The organism is Micromonospora maris AB-18-032, from assembly GCF_000204155.1.
Lineage (GTDB): Bacteria > Actinomycetota > Actinomycetes > Mycobacteriales > Micromonosporaceae > Micromonospora > Micromonospora gifhornensis.
This window is the reverse complement of sequence record NC_015434.1, coordinates 2,918,939-2,938,334: the sequence shown is the minus strand read 5'-3', so window position 1 is coordinate 2,938,334 and position 19,396 is coordinate 2,918,939. Positions and strand designations below refer to the sequence as shown.

Genomic DNA, 19,396 nt, shown 5'->3' with positions numbered 1-19,396 from the left:
AGAGACACCCCTCATGTCCGAGATGTTGCGTGCCCCCGCCGAGGTCAAGTACGCCGACGAACTCGACTACCTGGAGTCGGTCGACACCGGCCCCAAGCCGTACTCGTGGCGGCTGAGCCCCCGCATGATCCGGTTGTTCGTCCTGGGTTCGGAGCGCGCCGACGGCCTGGACCGGGAGATCCCGCAGAAGTGGTTCGGTGACCGCAGCTTCGTCGAGCGCAGCATCGTCACGCTGGCCTCGGATCGGGGTCTGCTGCTCATCGGTGACCCGGGCACCGGCAAGAGCTGGCTGGCCGAGCTGCTGTCCGCGGCGATCTGCCGTAACTCGACCCTGGTCGTGCAGGGCACCGCCGGCACCACCGAGGACCACATCAAGTACTCGTGGAACGTCTCCATGGTCATCGCCAAGGGGCAGTCCCGCGAGTCGATGATCCCGTCGCCGATCATGACGGCGATGGAGCAGGGAGTGATCGGCCGGTTCGAGGAGCTGACCCGCTCCACAAGCGACGTGCAGGACGCCCTGATCTCCATCCTGTCGGAGAAGTACGTCTCCATCCCCGAGCTCAACGACGACAACATCGTCTTCGCCAAGCCCGGGTTCTCCATCATCGCCACCGCGAACAGCCGGGACCGGGGCGTCAACGACCTGTCCTCGGCGTTGAAGCGGCGATTCAACTTCGTCCGCATCCCGGTGGTCACCAACAAGCGCAGCGAGGCGGAGATCGTCCGGTTCCGTACCGAGGAGTTGCTGCGCCGCCACCATGTCGAACTGGAGGTGCCGCCGACTCTGTTGGACATCCTGTTGCAGAGCTTCGCCGACCTGCGGGCCGCCGCCACCTCGGCCACCAGCGACGACGAGAAGCTGGAGTCGGCGCTGTCCACCGCCGAGCAGATCGGGGTGTTGGAGGACGCCATCCTGCACAGTCAGTTCTTCGGTGACCGCACCCTGCGGGCCGGCACGCTGGCCGGGTCGCTTGTGGGGTCGTTGGCCCGGCGCAGCCCGGAGGACCTGGCGATCCTCAACAAGTACCTGCACGCGGTGGTGGAGCCGCGGGCCAAGCAGGACGGCGGCGAGTGGAACGACTTCCTCGACGGTGGCCGCCAGACGATCGCCGCCCTGTCGTGACCGCCCCCGCCCCCGCCAACAACGCCGTCTCCACCTCCACCGCGGCCCCGGCCTCCGCCGCCGTCGGCGCGTTCGCCGCGTTGCGGGAGCAGCTCACCGACGCCGCCGCCGCGTTCGCCGGTGGCCCCGACGCCCTCGCCGACATCCTCACCGGGATCGTCGACGACGTCGACCGGGCGCTGGGCGAACGGCTGGAGATCTTCCCGGTGTGCCATCACTCGCCGGCCTCCGCGCTGGCCATGGTGCGACGGTTGCGGCAGAAGCAGCCCCGGGTGATCTACCTGGAGCTCTGCGAGGATCTCCAGCCGGTCCTGACGGAGCTGCGCAACTGCCGGCTGCCGGTGGCGGTGCAGGCGTTCGCTTCGGAACTCGACGGTTTTCCCGCCGCGTGGGCGCCGTTGAGTGTGATCGCGCCGGTCACCGAGGCGTCGGCGGAATACCAGGCCATCGCGTACGCGCTGGAGACGCCGGGCGTGGAGTTGGTGCTGGTGGACCGGTCCACCGACCACGTCTTCCAGTGGTCGCCGCGTGACGAGTCCCCGGCGTCGGAGGAGTCCACTGTCGACGGGTCCGATGACCAGGCCGCGCTGCACGGTGATGCGGTCGGGGTGGAGATCGGCGACCTGCGGCCCCGGTTCGCCGAGTTGGAGGCGTACCTGCTGCACCACGGCAAGGTGCGGCACTGGTCGGAGTGGTGGGACAGCTACGTCGAACGGCCCCTGGCGACCGCCGACCACGACACCTACCGCCAGGTGATGGTGCTGATCGGCAGCCTGTTCCGGCGGCTGCGTCCATCGTCGTCGGAGCGTACCGACCGCGACGAGGACCGCGAGCGCTACATGTGGACCAGGATCCGGCAGCACCTGGCCGCCACCGGCGCGGACCCGGCCGACTGTCTGTACGTCTGCGGGGCGTTCCACGCCGCCAGCCGGGTCGAACAGTTCGGCCTCGACTCCCCCGCCCCCGACTTCGACATCACCGACCGCACCGCGACCAGGTGGCAGTACGGGCTGATCCCGTCCAGCCACTCGGCGATCGAGGCGCAGTTCGGTCTCGCCCCCGGGTCGGTGTCGATCGCCGCCGCCACCTGGAACAAGGCGGTGAGCGCCTCGGGTGTGACGCCGTACCGGTTGGGGGGTCAGCGGGGTGCGACGGGCCGTAAGCGACGTGGCAAGCCGGAGGCCGTGCCGGTCGGGCCGGTCACCGACCGGCTCTCCGGTTTCCTCGCCGCGCCGCCGACCCCGGACGGGCTGGACGAGGCGGAGCTGCGCAGGTGGTGCGTGGACATCGTCCGGTTGGCCCGCCGCAACGGGTACCTGGCCAGCACTGCCGACGCGATAGCGGTGTTCGAGACCTCGATCCTGCTGGCCGGGCTGCGCAACCGGGCCCGACCCACCCCGTACGACTTCGCCGACGCGGCGGTGACCTGCATCGAGAAGGACGTCGTACCGGGTCGGCGGGACGTGCGGCGGCTCTGCGAGATCCTGCTCGGCGGGGACCGGATCGGCCAGGTCGGCTACGACGCCCTGCCGCCGTTGGCCCGTGACGTGTTGCACCGCCTTGAGCCGCTCGGGCTGGACCTGGAGAAACGCACCGTGCAGCGGGCGCTGCTGGACCTGCAGGGCAGTCCGGAGCTGGCCGGCTGCTCGGATCTGCTGTGGATGCTGCGGCATCTGCTGCCGCCGGGGGCGGTCCGGCCGATCATGGGTGAGCGTCGGCTGGGCCACCGGTCGATCCAGGAGAGTTGGGATCTGGCGGTGGGTCGCCACCAACGGGCGCTCATCGAACTCGGCTACGAGGGGGTGACCGTCGAGCAGGTGCTGGAGCAGCGGCTGCGGCGGGCGGCGCACGGGCCCGAGGCGACGGCCGTCAGCGCTCTCGCGGCGGTCGAGGACGCCATCACGCTGTTGAACAGCCCTCGGCTGGTCGAGGAGTTGGGTGCCCGGGCGGTCGAGTTGCTCGCCGGCGAACGTACCGTCGACGACGCCCCGGAGGTGCTGCGCCGCATCCGCCGCCTGCTCGCCCACCACCAGGCCACCGCGACGGGGCTGCCGGCCTGGTGCGAGGCGTTCGTGACCACCGGGTACGCCCACTACTGCACGCTGCTGCCGACCGCGTTCGTCGACGGCGAGACCGGCGTACGGCAGGTCGGGGCGATGCTCGGTTTCCTGTTCAGCCTGGAGAGTCTGGCGCTGTCGCTGGGCTGCGACCGGTCCCAGCTCGAACTCGCGGTGGGCCAGTCCCATCCCGAGGCGCCGCCCAAGGTCGCCCTGCTCTGGGCGGCCCACCACCAGCTCGGCATGCTGCCGTTGGCGCAGTTGCGGCAGCGGTGCCGGCAGCTGCTGTCCAATCCGCTGGTGGTGCCGGCCTTCCCGCAGTACCTGTCCGGGTTCGTGCACGCGCTGGAGCCGGTGCCGGGGCTCACGCCGTTCGTGGTGGAGACGATGTCCACCGCGTTCGCCCGGCTACCCGACCCGGTGCTGCTGCCCTGGCTGCCCAACCTGATCACCGCGCTGCGTGCGCACGGGCCGGAGTTGGTGCCGTTGCTGGTCAGGGAGGCCGGGCGGACCTTCCCGGGCACGCTGTCCGCGCTGGATTCCTGGGTGCCGCCCTGGTCGGGCACGGCTCCCGCGGCCGCGCCGGTCATCGGGCAGCGGCCCGTGGGGCAGGTGCACGGTCTGCTGGCCGAGTACCGGGAGCCGGTGGACGCGGTCGCCGCGCTGCTCGGTGTCGAGGGTGGTTGGCAAAGCCCCGACGACGGCGTCACGGATTCGGGCGTCCTCGTGCAGGCCCATCCGGGATCCGCCGAGGCGATCGCGAGGGTGTTGCGGCTGTCGTGATCCGTCGCTCCGGGCAGCGAACGGGTGCTTCGGGCAGACCCGACGTGTCCGCCCGCTCAGTGGGGGCGGCGGATGGTCAGCAGGGCGACGTCGTCGGTCGGGGGCTCGTCGACCGCTGCGGCCATGATGTGGTCGCACAGCGCCTCGGCGGGCCCCGACTCGATGGCGTCGGCGAGACGCGCGATGCCGGTGTCGATCAGTTCGCCGCGGCGTTCCACAAGTCCGTCGGTGTAGAAGACGAGCGTCGAGCCGGGCGGCAGGTCGACCACTGTGGTGTGGCGGCTGGCCGGGGGTGGGCCGACACCGAACGGTCGGTCCACGACGACGTCCACCAGGCGGGTGGGTTCGCCGGGGACGGCCAGCAGCGGCCGGAGGTGACCTGCGCAGGAGAGGTGCACCGTGGCGCGGTCGGGTGCGATGAGGGCGTAGAGGGCGGTGGTGAGGGTGCCCGCCTCGAAATGGTGGATCTTGCGGTCGAGGGCGGTCAGCACCTCGGCAGGATTGTCGCGGTCGAGGGCGTAGGCGCGTAGCGCGCTGCGGATGCGACCCATGACGACGGCGGAGGGCAGTCCGTGACCGGAGACGTCGCCGATGACCGCGCCGAGCCAGCCCGACGGCAGGCTGAACACGTCGTACCAGTCGCCGCCGATGCCGAGGTCGTGGCCGGGCACGTACCGGGCGGCCAGATCCAGGCCAGAGATGTCGGGCAGCCGGCTGGGCAGCAGGCTGCGTTGCAGGGCCAGCGCCGCCTGCCGGTCGAGGATCTGCGCCCGGACCTGCCCGGCGGAGCTGGCCCGGTCGGCGACGAGTTGCAGCAGCTGCACGTCGTCGGGGCCGAAGCGCCGCAGGGTCAGGGAACCGATGTGCAGCACGCCGACGAGGTTGCCGTTGGCGATCATGGGCACGCCCAGCAGGGCGCGTACGCCTGCGTCGAGCAGGATGGGGTTGATCACGTCGTTCGGGGTGACGTCGTAGATCATCACGGGGGCGGCGGTGGCCGCGACGCGGCCGGCGAAACCCTCGCCGACCCGGATCCGGAATCCGCGACGTACCTCTTCTTCCAGGCCTTTGGCCGCGGTGGCGACGAGTTCGCCGGAGTGCCCGTCCAGCAGCAGGATGGTGGCGGTATCGACCTTGAGCAGGTCTCGGACCCGCTCGAGCAGCTCGTCGAAGAGATCGACGATGTTCAGACCCGAGAGAGCCCGGTCGGTGATCGCCTCGAATCGGCGCAACCGCTCCTCGTTCGTCATCAGCTCGCCATCGGCCACGCAGGCAGCCTAGCCGCCGGGGGGCTGTCGATGCCCGTCAGGAGCCGGTGCGCAGGCTCGGCGTGGCAGAGCGCCCGGGGGCCGTCGCGCCCGGCGCGCCCGGGGTTCGGCTACCTCTGCTCGTCGTCGTGCGCTGCCGGTTTTCCGGCCGGCGGGTCGGCCCGCCGCACCGCGAAACGCAGGCGGACGATGGTGCCGCCGGACTCGGCGTACGCGGTCACCTCGTCGCAGATGCGCGCCACGATGGCAAGTCCTCGTCCCCGCTCCGCATCCGGCGTCGGCATGGCGCGGCGCACCGGGCGCATCGGGCCGCTGTCGACGACCTCGCAGTAGACCGACGCGTCGTCGTACCAGATCCGGACCTGCCCGCCGCCGCTGGTGTGCTGCAGGGTGTTGGTGACCAGTTCGTTGACCGCGAGCGCCAGCGCGTCGGTCGAGTCGGCCGTCAAGCCGAGACGGTGTGCCTGCTCCCGTACGAAGGCCCGGACCAGGGGAAGATCGTCGACGACGCGGTAGGGCATCACGGTGGCGTTGCGCATGGTCTCGTTTCGAGCGCCTTCCCGGAAGCAGGAACCTACCGTACCGCGCGGATCCTGCCAGGATCTTCGGCCTGCCTCGGCACTGTCAACCGCGACCGGCCGGTTCCCCCGCCGCCCCAGCCGATCGGGCGATCGTTCAGCCGGGCGTGGTCGAGGCGAGTCGGCCTCGACCCGCCGGAGGTCGCGGCTCACGGTGGCGCCGCCGGGCCCGGGCGGTGACGAAACCGCTGGCCCCGATCATCAGGTACAGCCCGCCGAACAGCCAGAAGGCCGCGAACAGCAGGCCCCGGTCGACCATCGCGAAGACCATGACCAGCGCGCCGGCCAGCGCGGTCAGCGCGTACCCGGCCCGGAGGCCGTACGCACACAGTGCGCCGACGACGAGCGGCCCGACGATCCACAGCACCACACCGAGCCACTCGACGCCCACCGAGCCGGTAGCGGCCGAGAACGCGAGCAGCAGCCCGGGCAGCATCACCACCGCCGTGGCGGCCAGGCGCCACATCCGTACGGCGACCCGGCCGAGGTTTCGCCGCATCACCCACGGCACGACCGTCGCCGCCCAGAGCATGAGCACGAGGGGTACGTAGTAGAGGCCGATCTCGCCGCCGGCGCACGCGAGCGCCGTGAGCACTCCGGCACCGGCGAGCCCCGCCCCGCCGCGCAGCCGGGCGGGCAGCACCAGGGGCGCAGCCGCGATCAGTGCGGGCAGCAGGGTGAGCAAGGCGAATCCGGGGCCGAAGCGCTGCATGATGCTCTGCCCGTCGGGCCCAGCCTGGGTCAGGTCCGACGGCAGCGCGGCGGACGGCAGCAGGAAGCTCACGCAGACGGCGGTCAGTACGCCGAGTGCCACCGCGATCGACCGCAGGGTCCGCCCGGCCCGGCCTGCGCGGTCCGCGGTGCCGTCGGCGAGGGCGAGTTCGTCGCGCGCCTGCCTCGCCACGTCCTGCGGGCTGCCGAGCCCGGCCAGGGCCTGGTCGATGCTCCGTCCGCTGTCCAGGGCGTCGACGAGGTGCGCGCGGACATCCTCGATGATCTCCTGCACCGTGTCGGGTGGCGCGTCGGCCAGTTCCGCGCCGAGCGCCCGCAGGTAGCTCTCCGCCGCTTCGGGCAGGGCGCCGTTGCTCATGTTTCCTCCGCTATCAGTTGGTCCACGTGCGGCTGGATGTCACGCCACACCGCCGCGAACACCCGCAACTGCGTCCGGCCCTGAGTGGTGATCGCGTAGTACCGCCGGGCGTGCCCCTGTTCGGGGGTCAGCCAGTGGGTCTCGACGCTGCCCGCCTGTCGCATCCGGGCCAGCAGCGGGTACAGGCTGCCCTCGCTGGCGATCAGACCGCGGGCGGCGAGCCAGTCCGCCAACTCCAGGCCGTACATGTCGCGCTGCGAGAGCAACGCGAGCACGCAGTACTCAAGGACGCCCTTGCGGATGTTTGTGGTGATCCGCTCGCGCGTGTTGTCCATGGCAACAAGATACCTTGCATAGCAAGACCTCTGGCGACGAGGGGTGGTCAGCAATCCGAAGATCACCAACACCGGATAACGCAAACGTTCGTTTGCACAAACGGAGGTTTGCATTAGGGTGGGTTCATGACGCCCCCGCTCGTCGCATCCGGGCCGGAGCTCGACTCGGCCTTCGCCGCCCTCGGCGACCCCGTCCGCCGCGCCCTGGTGACTCGGCTCGCGCGCGGCGACGCCACCGTGGGTGAACTCGCCGAGCCCTTCGACCTGACTCCACAGGCGATCTCGCACCATGTTGGTGTCCTGCGCCGATGTGGCCTGGTCGAGCAGCGGCGCGAGGGCACCCGACGCCCCTGCCGGCTCAGGGTCGACCAGCTGGCACGGCTCGGCACCTGGATCGACGAGCAGCGCCGCGCCTGGGACGACCGCCTCGACGCCCTTGAACAGCACCTCAGCCAGGACGGAGCGACCCGTTGACCGCCAGCGCCGAACGTCGTGGCGACGAACTCATCGCGAGACGTCGTCTCCCCGCCGAGCCGGAGCGGGTCTGGGCCGCCCTCACCTCACCGACGAGCGTGGCGGCCTTCGCCCGTCGACAAGGATGAGTCGGACGAGGCGAACCGTCCGGTGGAGCCGGTCAGCGCCTGTTGATCCGCGCGGCATCACCGGCCCGGGGCGTGGTGTCCGGGGCCGGTGATACCTGTTCGCATCCGGTGATCCCAGTCCAGTTCCCAGAGCTGGACGTGGAAGTAGCCCAGGACAGCCAGGAAGCCGCTACCGTCGGACGCCATCTCCACCGCCATGACGTCCCGGCTGCATTCGACCTCGGTGACGAGCGCGCCGGTCGGCAGGTGCCACAGGCGGATCTGTCGGCGGGATGCGACCAGCAGGAGATCACCGTCGGCGGTCAGCGCCATCGACACCACTGCTGCGTCGGCCGCCTTGAGCACGGTGTCGGGGCGTCCCGCCACACACAACGCGACCTCGCCACCGTTTGCGAACTCGTGCCGGGTCGCGGCGATCACCCGGCCGTCGGCGCTGGCCACCAGGGGCCCTTCGGCGGTCACCTCGACCGCATCGCCGGGGTGCACGCGCCGCACCTGCACCAGTCCACCGGCGGGCAGCAGCGTCCGACGCACGGTGTTCAGGTCGGCGTCGAGGACGCGGGTGCGTCCGTCGTCCTCGACCCGGAGCACGACGTCACCGCAGAGCGCCACCCGCTCGTCCGGGTACGCCGACCACCCGTACACCCGCTGGCCGGTGACCCGGTTGGCCAGGACACTGATGCCGTCCCGGCGGACGAACTCGAAGGTGGGGTTGGGCACCTCCAGTGTCGGGTCACCGCTGTCGTCGCGCACCACGACGCCGACCCGTCGGGCCGTCCTGAGGTCCCACAGCGTCTCCGCCTGATCGTCCCTCGTCACCAGCACATGCCGGTCGTCGGCGCAGGCTGTCACCTTCTCCACCGACGTGTCCCGGCCGTCCCGACTGTCCGACACCTCACCGGTTCGCAGGTCGAGCACCCGCACTCCCTGATGGAACGACTCGAGGAAGGCGTGGCGCAGGTTCCGGGTGACCGCCCAGTGGCCCCGCGACTCCTGCTCGAAACGGCGAGTGGGCCACACGCCCGTGAACGCCGTCCGCTCGCTGAACGCGCCGACGCGCCGCCAGAGCGCCCGCAGGCGCGGATGCCGACGGTAGGCGGGCATCCGGCGCACGATGTCGAGGTGGCGTCGGGCTTCGGTCAGCCGGCCGGTGTCGAGAAGGTCGTCGGCCAGGTCGAGGTTCTCCTCGGCCACCAGCGCGTCACCGACGAGACGATCGGCGGGTTGCGGGCGGGCGTAGCTCCAGGGTGCGGCGGGACCGGGCTCAGGGACGTGCACGACGCTCGTGGTGCGCTCCGCAGCGCCACGGCCGAGTTCGACGAGCGCCACCCGGCCGTGCGCATCCAGGGCGACGTGCATCGGGTCGCGGGACTCGATCGGTGTGGTGAACACGCACCGCACCTGGTCGAGGCGCCACACCTGGACGACACGCTCGAACGCGTTGACGGCGGTGCGGCCGTCGTCGCTGACCGCCAGCCAACTGAAGCCGTTGTTCCACAGTGCGGCGCTGCCGAGATCGGTGATCTGGAAGGCGGTCAGGTCCAGCAGCCACATCCGGCCGTCGTCCGTGGCGGACAGGGCGAACCGCGCGTTGGCACTGACGGTGCCGTGCCACCGCAGGCCACCGACTGACCACAGCAGCTCACCGGTGTCGACGTCCAGCACCTGAAGGTGCCACGACCACTCGTCGAAGACGACCACCCGGTGGTTGTCGGGGGTCACCGCCACCGTCGTGCCGTGGCGCGACATGGACGAGTCGGCCGGCGCGACGGTGGCCCGGCCGACGACGTGGATCGGGTCGCCCAGCAGGCGTACGACCCTGTCCTGTCCGACGGCGACGACCACCGTCCCGTCGGGACTCACCGCGACCGACCCGGCCACGGTCGGCGGTACGTCGACACGGCGGGTGCACCCGCCACTGGTGGTGTCCCACACCCGTACCTGTCCGGTGTCGTCCGCGGACACCAGAACGCGGCCGTCGGCGCTGAGCGACACCGACGTGACGGCGCCGGTGTGGCCGGTCAGTTCGTGCCGTATCCGTCCGGTCTGAAGCGACCACACCCGCAGTTGCCGGTCCCGGAAGGTCACTGCGGCCAACCGGCCGTCGGCGCTGAGGGCGAACGGGTGCTGCTGGTCGAGGTACACCGGACTCGGCCCGGCTGGGACCGGACGGTGCGGTACGGCGTCGGCTGCCGTGCGCGCAGCGGCGACGTCCGGCCCGTCCGGCAGATCGCGCAGCAGTCGGACAGCGGCGTCCTTGTCTGCGCGTTCGATGTGCACGAGCGCCAGCAGATGGTCGACGATCCGGTCGTCCTTCTGGCTCAGGCGTGCCGCATCCAGTTGCATGATCAGCTCGCGGTCGGTCTGCTGCCCCGACCGCCATCTGCGCAGGCCCCGGTTGTAGGTGGCGTGCGGATGGTGCGGATCGATCCGCAGCGCCTCCTCCCACAGGTGGTCGACGTCGTCGGCGTGCCCGAGGTCCGACAGGGACAGGGCGCGGTTGGACAGAGCGTCGGCCAGCAGCGGCGCTTCGTCGGGAGGCTGCCGTGGGTACGGTGTGAACACCGTGTCGAGGTAGATCGCCGCCAGTTCGTCGGCGATGACGTCGAAGCCCGACGGGCGTTCTGCGGCGTCCTCGGCGAAGCAGCGTCGCAGCAGGTCGGCGACGCTCGGCGGTAACGCGGGAATGGTCGGGTCCGCCGCGCCCGTGTCGACAAAGCGCGCGAGCGCACCGGCTGCCGCATACCCGAACAGGGTCGGCGGCCGGCCGGCGAACATCTCGAACACACTCACCGCCCACGACCACACGTCGGTCGCGGGGCCGAGGCGCTCACCCCGTGCCTGCTCCGGTGAGCAGTACTCCAGGGTCATGCCGTTGACCGTGGTCAGCGCTTCCGGCCCGGGGCGTGGTGGCCGGACGGTGGCGAGCCCGAAGTCGGTGATCTTCGCGGTGTCGTTCCGGTCGAGCATGACATTCGCGGGTTTGACGTCCTGGTGCACCAGGCCTCTGCGGTGCGCGTACCCCAGGCCCCAGGCGCACTGGATCGCCACGTCGAGGATGCGGCGGACCGCGCGTCGGTGGCCGCCACGGTAGAGCGAGCGGTCCCCGACGGCCTGGGCCAGGCTGCCACCGTCGACCCATTCGGCGAAGACCCGGGGGATGCCGTCGATGCGGCGTACGTAGGCGCAGCTGACCACCTGCGGGTGCACGCCCAGACCGACCCATGCCTGGGCCTCGGCCTCGAACCGCCGCATGTCGTCCGGGGAGGTGACCAGTTCCTGGCGTGGTGTCTTGACCGCCAGTTCCATCCCCCACTGGCGGTGCCACACCCGGTAGACCAGGCCCATGCCGCCGGTGTCGATGACCTCGCGGACCTCGTACGCCCCGAGCAGCACGTCCCCCGGGGACCACATCTAGTCGACCAGTGCCACGTACAGCGGGGTGCCGAGCAGCACGTCGAGGCCGTCGGTCGTGGGACTGGGCCCGTGCAGCAGGCGTTTGGCGACGAACTCCAGGTGCTGATGGGGCCCCGGCATCAGCTCGTTGGCCCGATGCACGGCGCTCAGGGCGTCGCGTTCCTGCGCCTCGTCCTCCTGAGTGATCGCCTCGGTCAGCGCGCTGATCTGCGGATCGGTACGCAGCCCGGCCAGCAGGGACGGGGTCAACGACCGGGGCATTCCGGACGTCGTCGCGGCGGGCGCGCCCAGCACGTGGTGACCGGAGCCGCCGAGCCCGAGCACGGTGCGCTCGGTGGCACCGCCGAAGTAGACCAGGGTCGGCTCGGTGGGAAACGGTCCCCAGCGCAGCGGCAGCAACCCCCAGAAGAACTGACCGGGCTCGTCGACCGTGCCGAGGTCGCCGTGATCCTCCAGGTGGCGCACCACCCGTTGCAGGCGCGCCGTACGCTCGCCACCCTCGGGTGTCTCCGAGGCCCGCTTACCGGCCAGGACTGTCAGGTTCAGACTCAGCTCGGTGGTGCGTTTACGGGTGAAGGCCGGGTCGACCTGTGCGAGCAGCATGTCGACCTTGCTGTCACTGACGTAGAGGTAATACCGGATCGACACAGGCGCTCCCCGTACGCTTTGCCACCACGGCGATCCTATCGGTGAATGTAGTCGTCGAGCGGCCCCGTGTCCGGCCGTGGATGCCGTGACCATCGGCACTGTGCCCGGCGACAGCTCGATCGATGTACTGGGACCGCCGGAGATTCCGGCACGCAGCGGGGGAAGAGGACGCACGTGGTCTTGTGGGCGGGTGCCGCCGCAGCGGTGTTGTTCGTGCTGGTGTTCCTCGTCGACGGCGGGAGCCGACCGCACTACGCGTCAGCGCGCCACCCGGTCAGCGCGCTGGCGCTGGGCAGCCGAGGCTGGATCCAGACGGCCAACTTCGTGGTCTGCGGTTCCGCCATCACGGCAGGGGCGGTCGCAGTGATCGTCGAGGGCCCGCGCGTCCTGCTCGGTGTTGTTCTGAGCATCTTCGGGCTCGGTCTTGTCGCCTCCGGGGTGTTCCGGATGGATCCGATGCTCGGCTACCCGCCGGGTGCTCCGGCCGGCATACCCGAGCAGCACAGCACCGCGCACCGGGTCCACGACATCGCCGGTGCCGTCGTCTTCCTGTCCCTGCCCCTCGCCGCGGCCATCAGCGCGTTCACCCTGTCCGCGACGTCCTGGCGAGTCACCTCGGGTTGCGTCGCGGTGGCCCTGTTCCTCGGGCTCGGCCAGTTCGGCAGAGCCTGGGAGCGGGTGTCACCACGCATCGGCCTCATCCAGCGCGCTGTGATCATTCCGGGATGGGGCTGGCTCGCCGCGCTGTTCACCGCGCTGGCGCTCGGGCTGAGCTAGTCAGGGTGCCGACCCGCACCTCGGGCGGAGCGGGTCGGCCCGCGGACCGCGCTGCCGGGTCAGCAGCCGATGCGCTTGGTGGACAGCGCGATGTCGTCGATCCAGAGGTCGAACTCACCCGGGGTGGTACCGCCCTGGTAGAGCTGCCAGCCGATCTTCACGGTGTTCACCGTCGGCAGGATGAACGGCACGTCGTTGCCGCCGTGCCGGGTGGTGGAGGCGGTCAGCTCCGGGTTCGCCACCCCGTCGATCCACACCACCACGCGGTTGTCCTTCGGGTCGAGTTGCCACTCGAAGCACTGCCAGGTGTCTTCGACCACGGGCGCCGACTCCCGCCAGTTGGTCCAGTCGCCGGTCGGTCCGCCGTCGGCGCCCACGCCCCAGAAGATGCCGGGGACCGTGGGTGCGTACTGGCCGCCGATCGGCCGGACGATCTCCGAACTGCCGGTGCCGGTCGCCTCCACAAGTGTGAAGTGCGCCCAGTCGGGGGCGGTGGGGAAGGCGTCGACGCGCAGCCGCATCCGGCCGTAGAAGCGGTTGCCCGGTGCCGCGAAGTCGTCGACGCGCAGGAAGGCGCGCCCGTTGTCGACGGTGTGGATGTGCAGCACCTGATTGCCGCGGCGGGCGCGTTCCACGGTGAGGGTGCCGTTGCGCGTGTCGATGCCCCAGTCCAGGGTGCTGGCGCCGCCGGGCCGTAAGCCCTCGAAGTCCTCGCAGAAGAGCAGGTGCCGGGGACAGGAGCCGTGGTGTGCGGCGTTCGCGGCGTCAGTGGGCACGCTGCCGGCCGTGACGCCGAGCATCAGGGCGGTCAACGCGGCGAGAAGGTTACGCATGGTTCCTCCGTGAGTTGGTTCCCAGCGTGCCGGGGACAGGCCGCCCGTGGAAGCGTTCCCATATATAGCAGATATTCGATGCGCTGGTGGCCCGTCACCGCTTCGGTGCGCCGCCTTCACGGGCAGGTCCTGCCGGCTACCGCACCCCGGCAGCACCCCGGTCGAGCACGACCCGGCCGGTGGTGTCGACGACCTGGAAGACGACGCCGAGGCGACGCCGCCAGATCCGGACCGTCAGGGTGGTGCCTGGATACACGGGTGCGGTGAAGCGGGCGTCGAGGCCGCGCAGCCGGGCCGGATCCGATCCGGCGACCGCGTGCAGCAGGGCACGCCCCGCGTAGCCGTAGGTGCAGAGTCCGTGCAGCAACGGCTGCGGCAGGCCGGCGCGTACGGCGACTGTCGGGTCGCTGTGCAGCGGGTTGCGGTCGCCGCTGAGGCGGTAGAGCAGCGCCTGGTCGCGGGGCACCGGGTAGTGGATCTCGTGGTCGGGTGCTGCGGCGGGAGTCGGCCAGGCCGCCGCGGGTGCCCGGTCGCCACCGAAGCCGCCCGCGCCGACGACGAAGAAGCCCGCCCGGGCGGTGGCCAGTGGGCGACCGTGCCCGTCGCTGATCCGGGAGAGCACCCGGACCAGAGCGCCGCTGCCCTGGTCATGGACGGCGGTGACGGCGGCGGTGATGCGGGCGACGCCTGCGACGGGTAGTGCGCGGTGCAGCAGCAGGGACTGTTCGGCGTGGCGGACGTTCGCCGGGTCGCCCAGGGGCGGCGGGTCGGCGGCGAGCAGCGCGGCGAAGGTCGGCAGGGCGGCCTGCGGGTGCCCGGCGGAGTTCTCGGTGGTGAAGCGCAACTCGGCGGCGGGGTCGTCCTGGCCGGCACCGACGCCGAGGGCGTACAGCAGCGAGTCGGTGTTGTCCCAGTGCCGTTCGGCGGTGCACCGCCAGTGCAGCAGCGACGCGGGGTGCGGGCGGGCGTCGAGCGCTCCGGGGTCGGCAGTCAGGGCCATGGGACCTCGTTTCTGGGCCGGTGCCAACAAAGTGCTGGTCAGCGCCTTGGGAATCTCTTGACGCTGTGGTTGGCAGCACAGTACCGTCCCACATTAAGCAACACGGACCACCATATGAGCCAGTCGAAGGACTGAGGTAGCCATGAAGATGCGCACGTTGCGGGTAGCAGCCGCGGCCCTGCTGATTACGGTCGCTGGGGCCGCATGCGCGGAGAACCAGACGGCAGACGGCTCCGGTGGCTCCGCCGCCGAACCGTCCGCCAACGTCACGTTCGGTGTGGGGGTGGACCCGGCCTACTCGCCGATCTACCTGGCCGACCAGGACAAGCTGTTCGCCGCGTCGGGGGTCAACGTGACGGTGACCCAGTTCCAGGAGGGCACCGGCGGCCTCGACGCGATCCTGGCCAAGCAGGGTCAGTTCACCGCCAGCACCGAGTCCAGCCTACTCAACCGGGCTACTCGCGGTGACATCAAGGGCCTGGCCGTCTTCTCCCAGTCGCCCAGCTTCATCAAGCTCGTCGCCCGCGACGGAATCTCCGACGTGACCGGCATCAAGAAGTACGGCGTCGTGCCCGGCACGGTCAACGAGTACGCCACCAACAAGGTGCTCGCGGCCAAGAACATCAGCCGGGACTCCGTCGAGTTCGTCAACGCCTCCCCCGCCGAGATGCCGGCGCTGCTGCAGCGCGGCGACGTCGACGGTTACATCATGTGGGAGCCGTGGCCGTCGCGCGGTGTCGCCAACGGCGGCAAGATCCTGCTCACCAGCGGCGACATCGGCTACGTCTACAACCTCGTGATCGGCGTGGACGGCGCCTGGTACGAGGCGAACAAGGACGCCGCCAAGAAGGTCGTCGACACCATCGGCAAGGCGTGTGACCAGCTCACCGCCGACCCCGCCAAGGCCGGCTCGGTCACCGAGAAGGCGATCAAGGTTCCGGCCGCCGAGGCGGAGAACCTGCTCAAGGGCGTGGAGTGCAAGGTCCGCGACTTCACCGACGAGGACCTGAAGCGCTACGCCGAGATCGCCCAGTTCCAGCAGGACAGCAAGATCGTGGAGAAGGCGGCCGACCCTGCGACGGTGATGATCAGGGGTCTGGTGTGACGCCCCACAGCACCCGTACGGCAGCCCCGACCGGCCGGTCATCGTCGACCGGCCGGGGCGGGGCCCCCGTCTCCCTGCGCGACGTCGACATCCGCTTCGGCGACTTCGACGCGGTACGCGGGGCGACGCTCGACATCGCGGCAGGCGAGTTCGTCTGCCTGCTCGGGCCCAGCGGTTGCGGCAAGTCGACCCTGCTCAACGCGGTCGCCGGGTTCGTCACTCCGGCCGGCGGCGAGGTCACCTGCGGCAACGCCCCGGTTACCGGGCCGGACGTGTCGCGCGGTGTGGTCTTCCAGAGCGCGGAGGCACTGTTCCCCTGGTTGAGCGTCCGGCAGAACGTCAGCTTCGGTCCCCGGATGCGGCGCATGCCGAAGGCGCAACGCGCCGCCGTGGAGGACCGCTACCTGGCGATGGTCGGGCTCAGCCACAGCGCGGACAAGTTCCCCAGCCAGCTCTCCGGCGGCATGCGGCAGCGGGCGCAGCTGGCCCGGGTGCTGGCCAACGAGCCCTCCGTCGTCCTGATGGACGAGCCGTTCGGGGCCCTGGACGCGCAGACCCGGCTGGTCATGCAGGTCGAGCTGGACCGGATCTGGCGCGACACCGGTGCCACCATCCTGTTCGTCACCCACGACATCGGCGAGGCGATCCTGCTCAGCGACCGCATCGTCACCATGACGGCCGGCCCGGCCGCCGCCATCAAGAACGTCTACCCGTGCGACCTGCCCCGACCGCGTGACCTCACCGACCCGGCCAGCGCCGCCCTGTTCCGGCAGCTGCGCGAGGACATCGGCGAGGAGGTGGCCCGGACCCTGCGGGCCCAGGGGCTCGACGACGGGCACGACGGCCGGTCGACCGGCGATCAGAAGGGGGCGGGACGATGACCGTCGACGTACGCACCGACCCGGCGCCGGCCTCGGTCGCGCCGCGCCGCCCGGCACGGCGCCGTAGCGCCAAGCCCCGGTTGACCCGGATCGGGCTGTCGGTGCTCTCCGTGGCCCTCGGCATCCTCGTCTGGGACCTGGTCAGCCGCAACTACACGGCGTTCTTCCTGCCGTCGCCGATGCTGACCTGGCAGGGCGCCGTCGACCTGGTCCGGGACGGCACCCTGTGGGACTCGGTCACCGCCTCGTCGACCCGCATCCTGACCGGCTGGGCGCTCGGTGTGGTGATCGGTGTGCCGGTGGGGCTGCTCATGGGATGCATCCCCTGGCTGCGGCTGATGCTCGATCCGTACATCCAGTTCTTCCGGTTCGTGCCGCCGATCGCCTTCGTCACCCTGGCGATCATCTGGCTCGGCCCGGGCGAGGCGTCCAAGGTCGCGCTGATCTTCTACACCACCGTCTTCATCGTCGCGCTCAACACCCTCGCCGGTGTGCTGGCCGTCGACGATCTGCGGTTGCGGGCCGCCCGTGCGCTGGGCGCCTCGCCGCTGCGCACCCTCGTGTCGGTCGTGCTGCCGTCCACGGTGCCGCACGTCGTCACCGGTGCCCGGCTCGCCATGGGCAACTCGTTCCTGACGATCGTCTCCGCCGAGATCGTCGCGGCGCAGAGCGGGCTGGGCTCGCTGATCTGGACCGCCCGCAACTACGCCAAGACCGAGTGGGTCTTCGTCGGCATCCTCGCCCTCGGACTGCTCGGCTACCTCTTCGACTGGATCTTGCGCACCGTCACGCGGACCACCCTGCGCCGCTACGGCGTCACCTTCTGACGCCGCCGCCGCACACCGCCTGACGGTCGGTCTCCCCTCTCCACGAAAGGCACTTCCGCATGCTCTGCATCGGCGTCGACATCGGCGGCACGTTCACCGACGTGATCGTCTACGAGCCGGCCACCGCACGGCTCGCCGAGGCGAAGACGCTGTCGACGCCGCACGATCCCGCGGCGGCGATCTTCGAAGGGCTGGCCAAGCTCGGCGTCTCCCTGGACGCGGTGGACCGCTTCGTGCACGGCACCACCCGGGTGACCAACGCCCTGCTGGAGGGCTCCGGCGCCCCGGTCAGCGTGGTCACCACCGACGGCTTCCGCGACGTGCTGGAGATGGGCCTCGGGCACCGGCCGCAGCTCTACAGCGTCAAGGAGGCGGCCCGCCCGTCGTTGGTGCCCCGTTCCCTGCGGCACACGCTGCGGGAGCGGGTCGCCGCCGACGGCTCGGTCATCGAAGCGCTCGACACCAGCCACCTGGACGAGGTCCTGGACCGGGTCGCCGCCGCCGGTCCGGGCACCGTCGCGGTCTGCCTGCTGCACTCGTACCGCAACCCGGCTCACGAGCGGGCCGCGGCGCGACGGCTCGCCGAGCGCTACCCGAACCTGGTCTGCACGGTCTCCTCGGACGTGGTGCCGGAGCAGGGCGAGTACGAGCGGTTCGCCACCACGGTGCTCAACGCCAGTGTCCGGGGCACCGTCGCCGACTACCTGCGCGGGCTCGGCACCGCCCTGGCCGGTGCCGGCTACCTGCATCCACTGTCGATCATGACCAGCAGCGGCGGCGTCGTCTCCACCGACGAGGCCAGCCGGCTGCCCATCAACCTGGCGCTGTCCGGCCCGGCCGGCGGTGTCGCCGCTGCCGTCTACGTCGCCGGGCTGGCCGGCCACTCGAACGTGATCACCTGTGACATCGGTGGCACCAGCACCGACGTCTGCCTGATCAAGGACGGCGCGCCGCTGATGACGAGCGACGGGACGATCGCCGGCTACCCGAACCGCACGTTCCAGGTGGAGATCAACACGATCGGGGCCGGCGGTGGTTCCATCGCCTGGCGTGACCTCGGCGGCGAGCTGCGGATCGGCCCCCGCAGCGCCGGCTCCACACCCGGCCCGGCCTGCTACGGCCGCGGCGGCACCGAACCGACCACCACCGACGCCCACCTGCTGGTCGGGCACCTCGACCCGCAGGAGAGCCTGGGCGGCGAGGTGCAGCTGGACCCGGCACCCGCGCAGGCGGCCACCGAGGTGCTCGCCGAGCAGCTCGGGCTGGACGCGATGGAGCTGGCGCACGGCATCCTGCGGCTGGCCACCATCAAGATGACAAGCGCGATCAAGGAAATCTCGGTGGCCCGCGGCCACGACCCCCGCGACTTCGTGCTGATGCCCTTCGGTGGCGCCGGTCCGATGCACGCCACGGCGCTCGCCGACGAACTGGGCATCAGCCGGGTGCTGGTGCCGCCGGTGCCGGGCAACTTCTCCGCGCTCGGGTTCGTCACCGCCCGCGCCCGGCACGACTACGTGCGTACCGTCCTGGCCGCCGCCGACGAGTCCGGCCTGGCCTCGGCGCGGGCCGTCGTCGCCGAGTTGGAGGACGCCGCCCGGGCGCAGCTCAAGGCGGAGGACGGGGTCGAGGCCGACCAGGTGTCATTCGCGCTGACGGTGGGGATGCGCTTCCGCGGCCAGAGCCACCACCTGGCCGTCGCCGTCGACGGCCTGCCCGCCACCGCCGAGGACCTGGTCGCGGCCTTCCACGCCGCGTACGCCGAGCGGTACGCCTACGTGCGCACCGACCACCCGGCCGAGATCGTGAACTGCCGGCTGACCGCCTTCGGGCCGAGCCCCGTGGTGCGTTTCGCCGCCCCCTCCGGCGGCGAGGCCCAGCCGGAGCGGACCCGGCTGTACGGGCCGGACGGCTGGGTGGACGCCGCCGTGTGGCGGCGCAGCGAGCTGGGGCCGGGCATCCGGGTGACCGGCCCGGCCGTGGTGCGGGAGAACGGCAGCACCACAGTCGTCGGGGCCGGCTGGAGCGGCGCGGCCGACGAGCACGGCAACCTGCTGCTCACCCGGGACTGA

At 71.1% G+C, this 19,396-nt stretch carries 17 protein-coding genes; 9 read left to right on the top strand and 8 right to left on the bottom strand.

The genetic code is table 11. From position 1 onward, the window contains the following. The first annotated feature begins 13 nt into the window (after nt 1-13). Both VAB18032_RS13200 and VAB18032_RS13195 read left to right on the top strand, forming a co-directional pair. Complete coding sequence (locus VAB18032_RS13200) at nt 14-1,126, top strand: ATP-binding protein (RefSeq protein ID WP_013733344.1); 1,113 nt, start codon at nt 14-16, stop codon at nt 1,124-1,126. Further along, nucleotides 1,123-3,966, top strand: coding sequence for a DUF5682 family protein (locus VAB18032_RS13195; protein ID WP_013733343.1), 2,844 nt, complete (start codon nt 1,123-1,125; stop codon nt 3,964-3,966). The genes VAB18032_RS13200 and VAB18032_RS13195 overlap by 4 nt, the downstream gene beginning before the upstream one ends. 56 nt (nt 3,967-4,022) lie before the next feature. Here VAB18032_RS13195 and VAB18032_RS13190 read toward each other — a convergent pair whose 3' ends face one another. The 4 genes from VAB18032_RS13190 to VAB18032_RS13175 all read right to left on the bottom strand — a co-directional run bounded on the left by VAB18032_RS13190 (nt 4,023) and on the right by VAB18032_RS13175 (nt 7,237). Next, entirely contained in the window at nt 4,023-5,234 is a 1,212-nt protein-coding gene (locus tag VAB18032_RS13190; RefSeq protein ID WP_013733342.1) for a PP2C family protein-serine/threonine phosphatase, read from the bottom strand. Nucleotides 5,235-5,344: 110 nt separating this feature from the next. Beyond that, complete coding sequence (locus VAB18032_RS13185) at nt 5,345-5,773, bottom strand: ATP-binding protein (protein WP_013733341.1); 429 nt, start codon at nt 5,771-5,773, stop codon at nt 5,345-5,347. 136 nt (nt 5,774-5,909) lie between these two features. After that, the gene (locus tag VAB18032_RS13180; protein ID WP_013733340.1) at nt 5,910-6,902 is read right to left on the bottom strand and encodes a DUF1700 domain-containing protein; all 993 of its coding nucleotides are present in this window, start codon (nt 6,900-6,902) and stop codon (nt 5,910-5,912) included. Continuing rightward, entirely contained in the window at nt 6,899-7,237 is a 339-nt protein-coding gene (locus tag VAB18032_RS13175) for a PadR family transcriptional regulator (RefSeq protein WP_013733339.1), read from the bottom strand. Before VAB18032_RS13175 ends, VAB18032_RS13180 begins: the two co-directional genes overlap by 4 nt. 126 nt (nt 7,238-7,363) lie before the next feature. On the opposite strand from VAB18032_RS13175, the gene VAB18032_RS13170 reads away from it, so the two are divergent. Both VAB18032_RS13170 and VAB18032_RS33200 read left to right on the top strand, forming a co-directional pair. Then, a complete protein-coding gene (locus VAB18032_RS13170) occupies nt 7,364-7,711 on the top strand; it encodes an ArsR/SmtB family transcription factor (RefSeq protein ID WP_013733338.1) in 348 nt (115 codons plus the stop codon). Beyond that, on the top strand, nt 7,708-7,839 hold the full coding sequence (locus VAB18032_RS33200) for a hypothetical protein (RefSeq protein ID WP_269764255.1): 132 nt from the start codon (nt 7,708-7,710) through the stop codon (nt 7,837-7,839). The genes VAB18032_RS13170 and VAB18032_RS33200 overlap by 4 nt, the downstream gene beginning before the upstream one ends. A gap of 57 nt (nt 7,840-7,896) precedes the next feature. On the opposite strand, the gene VAB18032_RS13165 is transcribed toward VAB18032_RS33200, so the two are convergent. Together VAB18032_RS13165 and VAB18032_RS13160 are read right to left on the bottom strand one after the other, a co-directional pair. Next, nucleotides 7,897-11,253, bottom strand: a complete 3,357-nt coding sequence (locus VAB18032_RS13165; protein WP_013733337.1) for a serine/threonine-protein kinase — start codon at nt 11,251-11,253, stop codon at nt 7,897-7,899. Continuing rightward, nucleotides 11,254-11,904 carry a DUF7019 family protein gene (locus tag VAB18032_RS13160; protein ID WP_013733336.1) on the bottom strand — a complete coding sequence of 217 codons (651 nt, stop codon included), beginning with the start codon at nt 11,902-11,904 and terminating at the stop codon, nt 11,254-11,256. A 174-nt stretch (nt 11,905-12,078) separates the two neighbouring features. Here VAB18032_RS13160 and VAB18032_RS13155 point away from each other — a divergent pair, with 174 nt between their 5' ends. Further along, the gene (locus VAB18032_RS13155) at nt 12,079-12,681 is read left to right on the top strand and encodes a DUF998 domain-containing protein (RefSeq protein ID WP_013733335.1); all 603 of its coding nucleotides are present in this window, start codon (nt 12,079-12,081) and stop codon (nt 12,679-12,681) included. Between the two features lie 59 nt (nt 12,682-12,740). Here VAB18032_RS13155 and VAB18032_RS13150 read toward each other — a convergent pair whose 3' ends face one another. Both VAB18032_RS13150 and VAB18032_RS13145 read right to left on the bottom strand, forming a co-directional pair. Continuing rightward, entirely contained in the window at nt 12,741-13,514 is a 774-nt protein-coding gene (locus tag VAB18032_RS13150; RefSeq protein ID WP_013733334.1) for a hypothetical protein, read from the bottom strand. Between the two features lie 136 nt (nt 13,515-13,650). Then, the gene (locus VAB18032_RS13145; RefSeq protein WP_013733333.1) at nt 13,651-14,514 is read right to left on the bottom strand and encodes a MaoC family dehydratase; all 864 of its coding nucleotides are present in this window, start codon (nt 14,512-14,514) and stop codon (nt 13,651-13,653) included. Nucleotides 14,515-14,656: 142 nt separating this feature from the next. Between VAB18032_RS13145 and VAB18032_RS13140 the strand changes: the two genes are divergently transcribed. The 4 genes from VAB18032_RS13140 to VAB18032_RS13125 are packed head-to-tail and all read left to right on the top strand — an operon-like array spanning nt 14,657 to nt 19,396. After that, nucleotides 14,657-15,619: an ABC transporter substrate-binding protein gene (locus VAB18032_RS13140; protein WP_013733332.1), complete on the top strand. Its 963-nt coding sequence runs from the start codon at nt 14,657-14,659 to the stop codon at nt 15,617-15,619. After that, a complete protein-coding gene (locus VAB18032_RS13135; protein ID WP_013733331.1) occupies nt 15,616-16,500 on the top strand; it encodes an ABC transporter ATP-binding protein in 885 nt (294 codons plus the stop codon). The genes VAB18032_RS13140 and VAB18032_RS13135 overlap by 4 nt, the downstream gene beginning before the upstream one ends. Further along, a complete protein-coding gene (locus tag VAB18032_RS13130) occupies nt 16,497-17,327 on the top strand; it encodes an ABC transporter permease (RefSeq protein ID WP_013733330.1) in 831 nt (276 codons plus the stop codon). Before VAB18032_RS13135 ends, VAB18032_RS13130 begins: the two co-directional genes overlap by 4 nt. Before the next feature lie 59 nt (nt 17,328-17,386). Then, complete coding sequence (locus tag VAB18032_RS13125; protein ID WP_013733329.1) at nt 17,387-19,396, top strand: hydantoinase/oxoprolinase family protein; 2,010 nt, start codon at nt 17,387-17,389, stop codon at nt 19,394-19,396.

Coding starts and splice junctions, on each gene's coding strand:
- VAB18032_RS13200 (WP_013733344.1), top strand. CDS start 14: ATGTCCGAGATGTTGCGTGCCCCCGCCGAGGTCAAGTACGCCGACGAA.
- VAB18032_RS13185 (WP_013733341.1), bottom strand. CDS start 5,773: ATGCGCAACGCCACCGTGATGCCCTACCGCGTCGTCGACGATCTTCCC.
- VAB18032_RS13180 (WP_013733340.1), bottom strand. CDS start 6,902: ATGAGCAACGGCGCCCTGCCCGAAGCGGCGGAGAGCTACCTGCGGGCG.
- VAB18032_RS13175 (WP_013733339.1), bottom strand. CDS start 7,237: ATGGACAACACGCGCGAGCGGATCACCACAAACATCCGCAAGGGCGTC.
- VAB18032_RS13170 (WP_013733338.1), top strand. CDS start 7,364: ATGACGCCCCCGCTCGTCGCATCCGGGCCGGAGCTCGACTCGGCCTTC.
- VAB18032_RS13165 (WP_013733337.1), bottom strand. CDS start 11,253: ATGTGGTCCCCGGGGGACGTGCTGCTCGGGGCGTACGAGGTCCGCGAG.
- VAB18032_RS13150 (WP_013733334.1), bottom strand. CDS start 13,514: ATGCGTAACCTTCTCGCCGCGTTGACCGCCCTGATGCTCGGCGTCACG.
- VAB18032_RS13145 (WP_013733333.1), bottom strand. CDS start 14,514: ATGGCCCTGACTGCCGACCCCGGAGCGCTCGACGCCCGCCCGCACCCC.
- VAB18032_RS13140 (WP_013733332.1), top strand. CDS start 14,657: ATGAAGATGCGCACGTTGCGGGTAGCAGCCGCGGCCCTGCTGATTACG.
- VAB18032_RS13130 (WP_013733330.1), top strand. CDS start 16,497: ATGACCGTCGACGTACGCACCGACCCGGCGCCGGCCTCGGTCGCGCCG.
- VAB18032_RS13125 (WP_013733329.1), top strand. CDS start 17,387: ATGCTCTGCATCGGCGTCGACATCGGCGGCACGTTCACCGACGTGATC.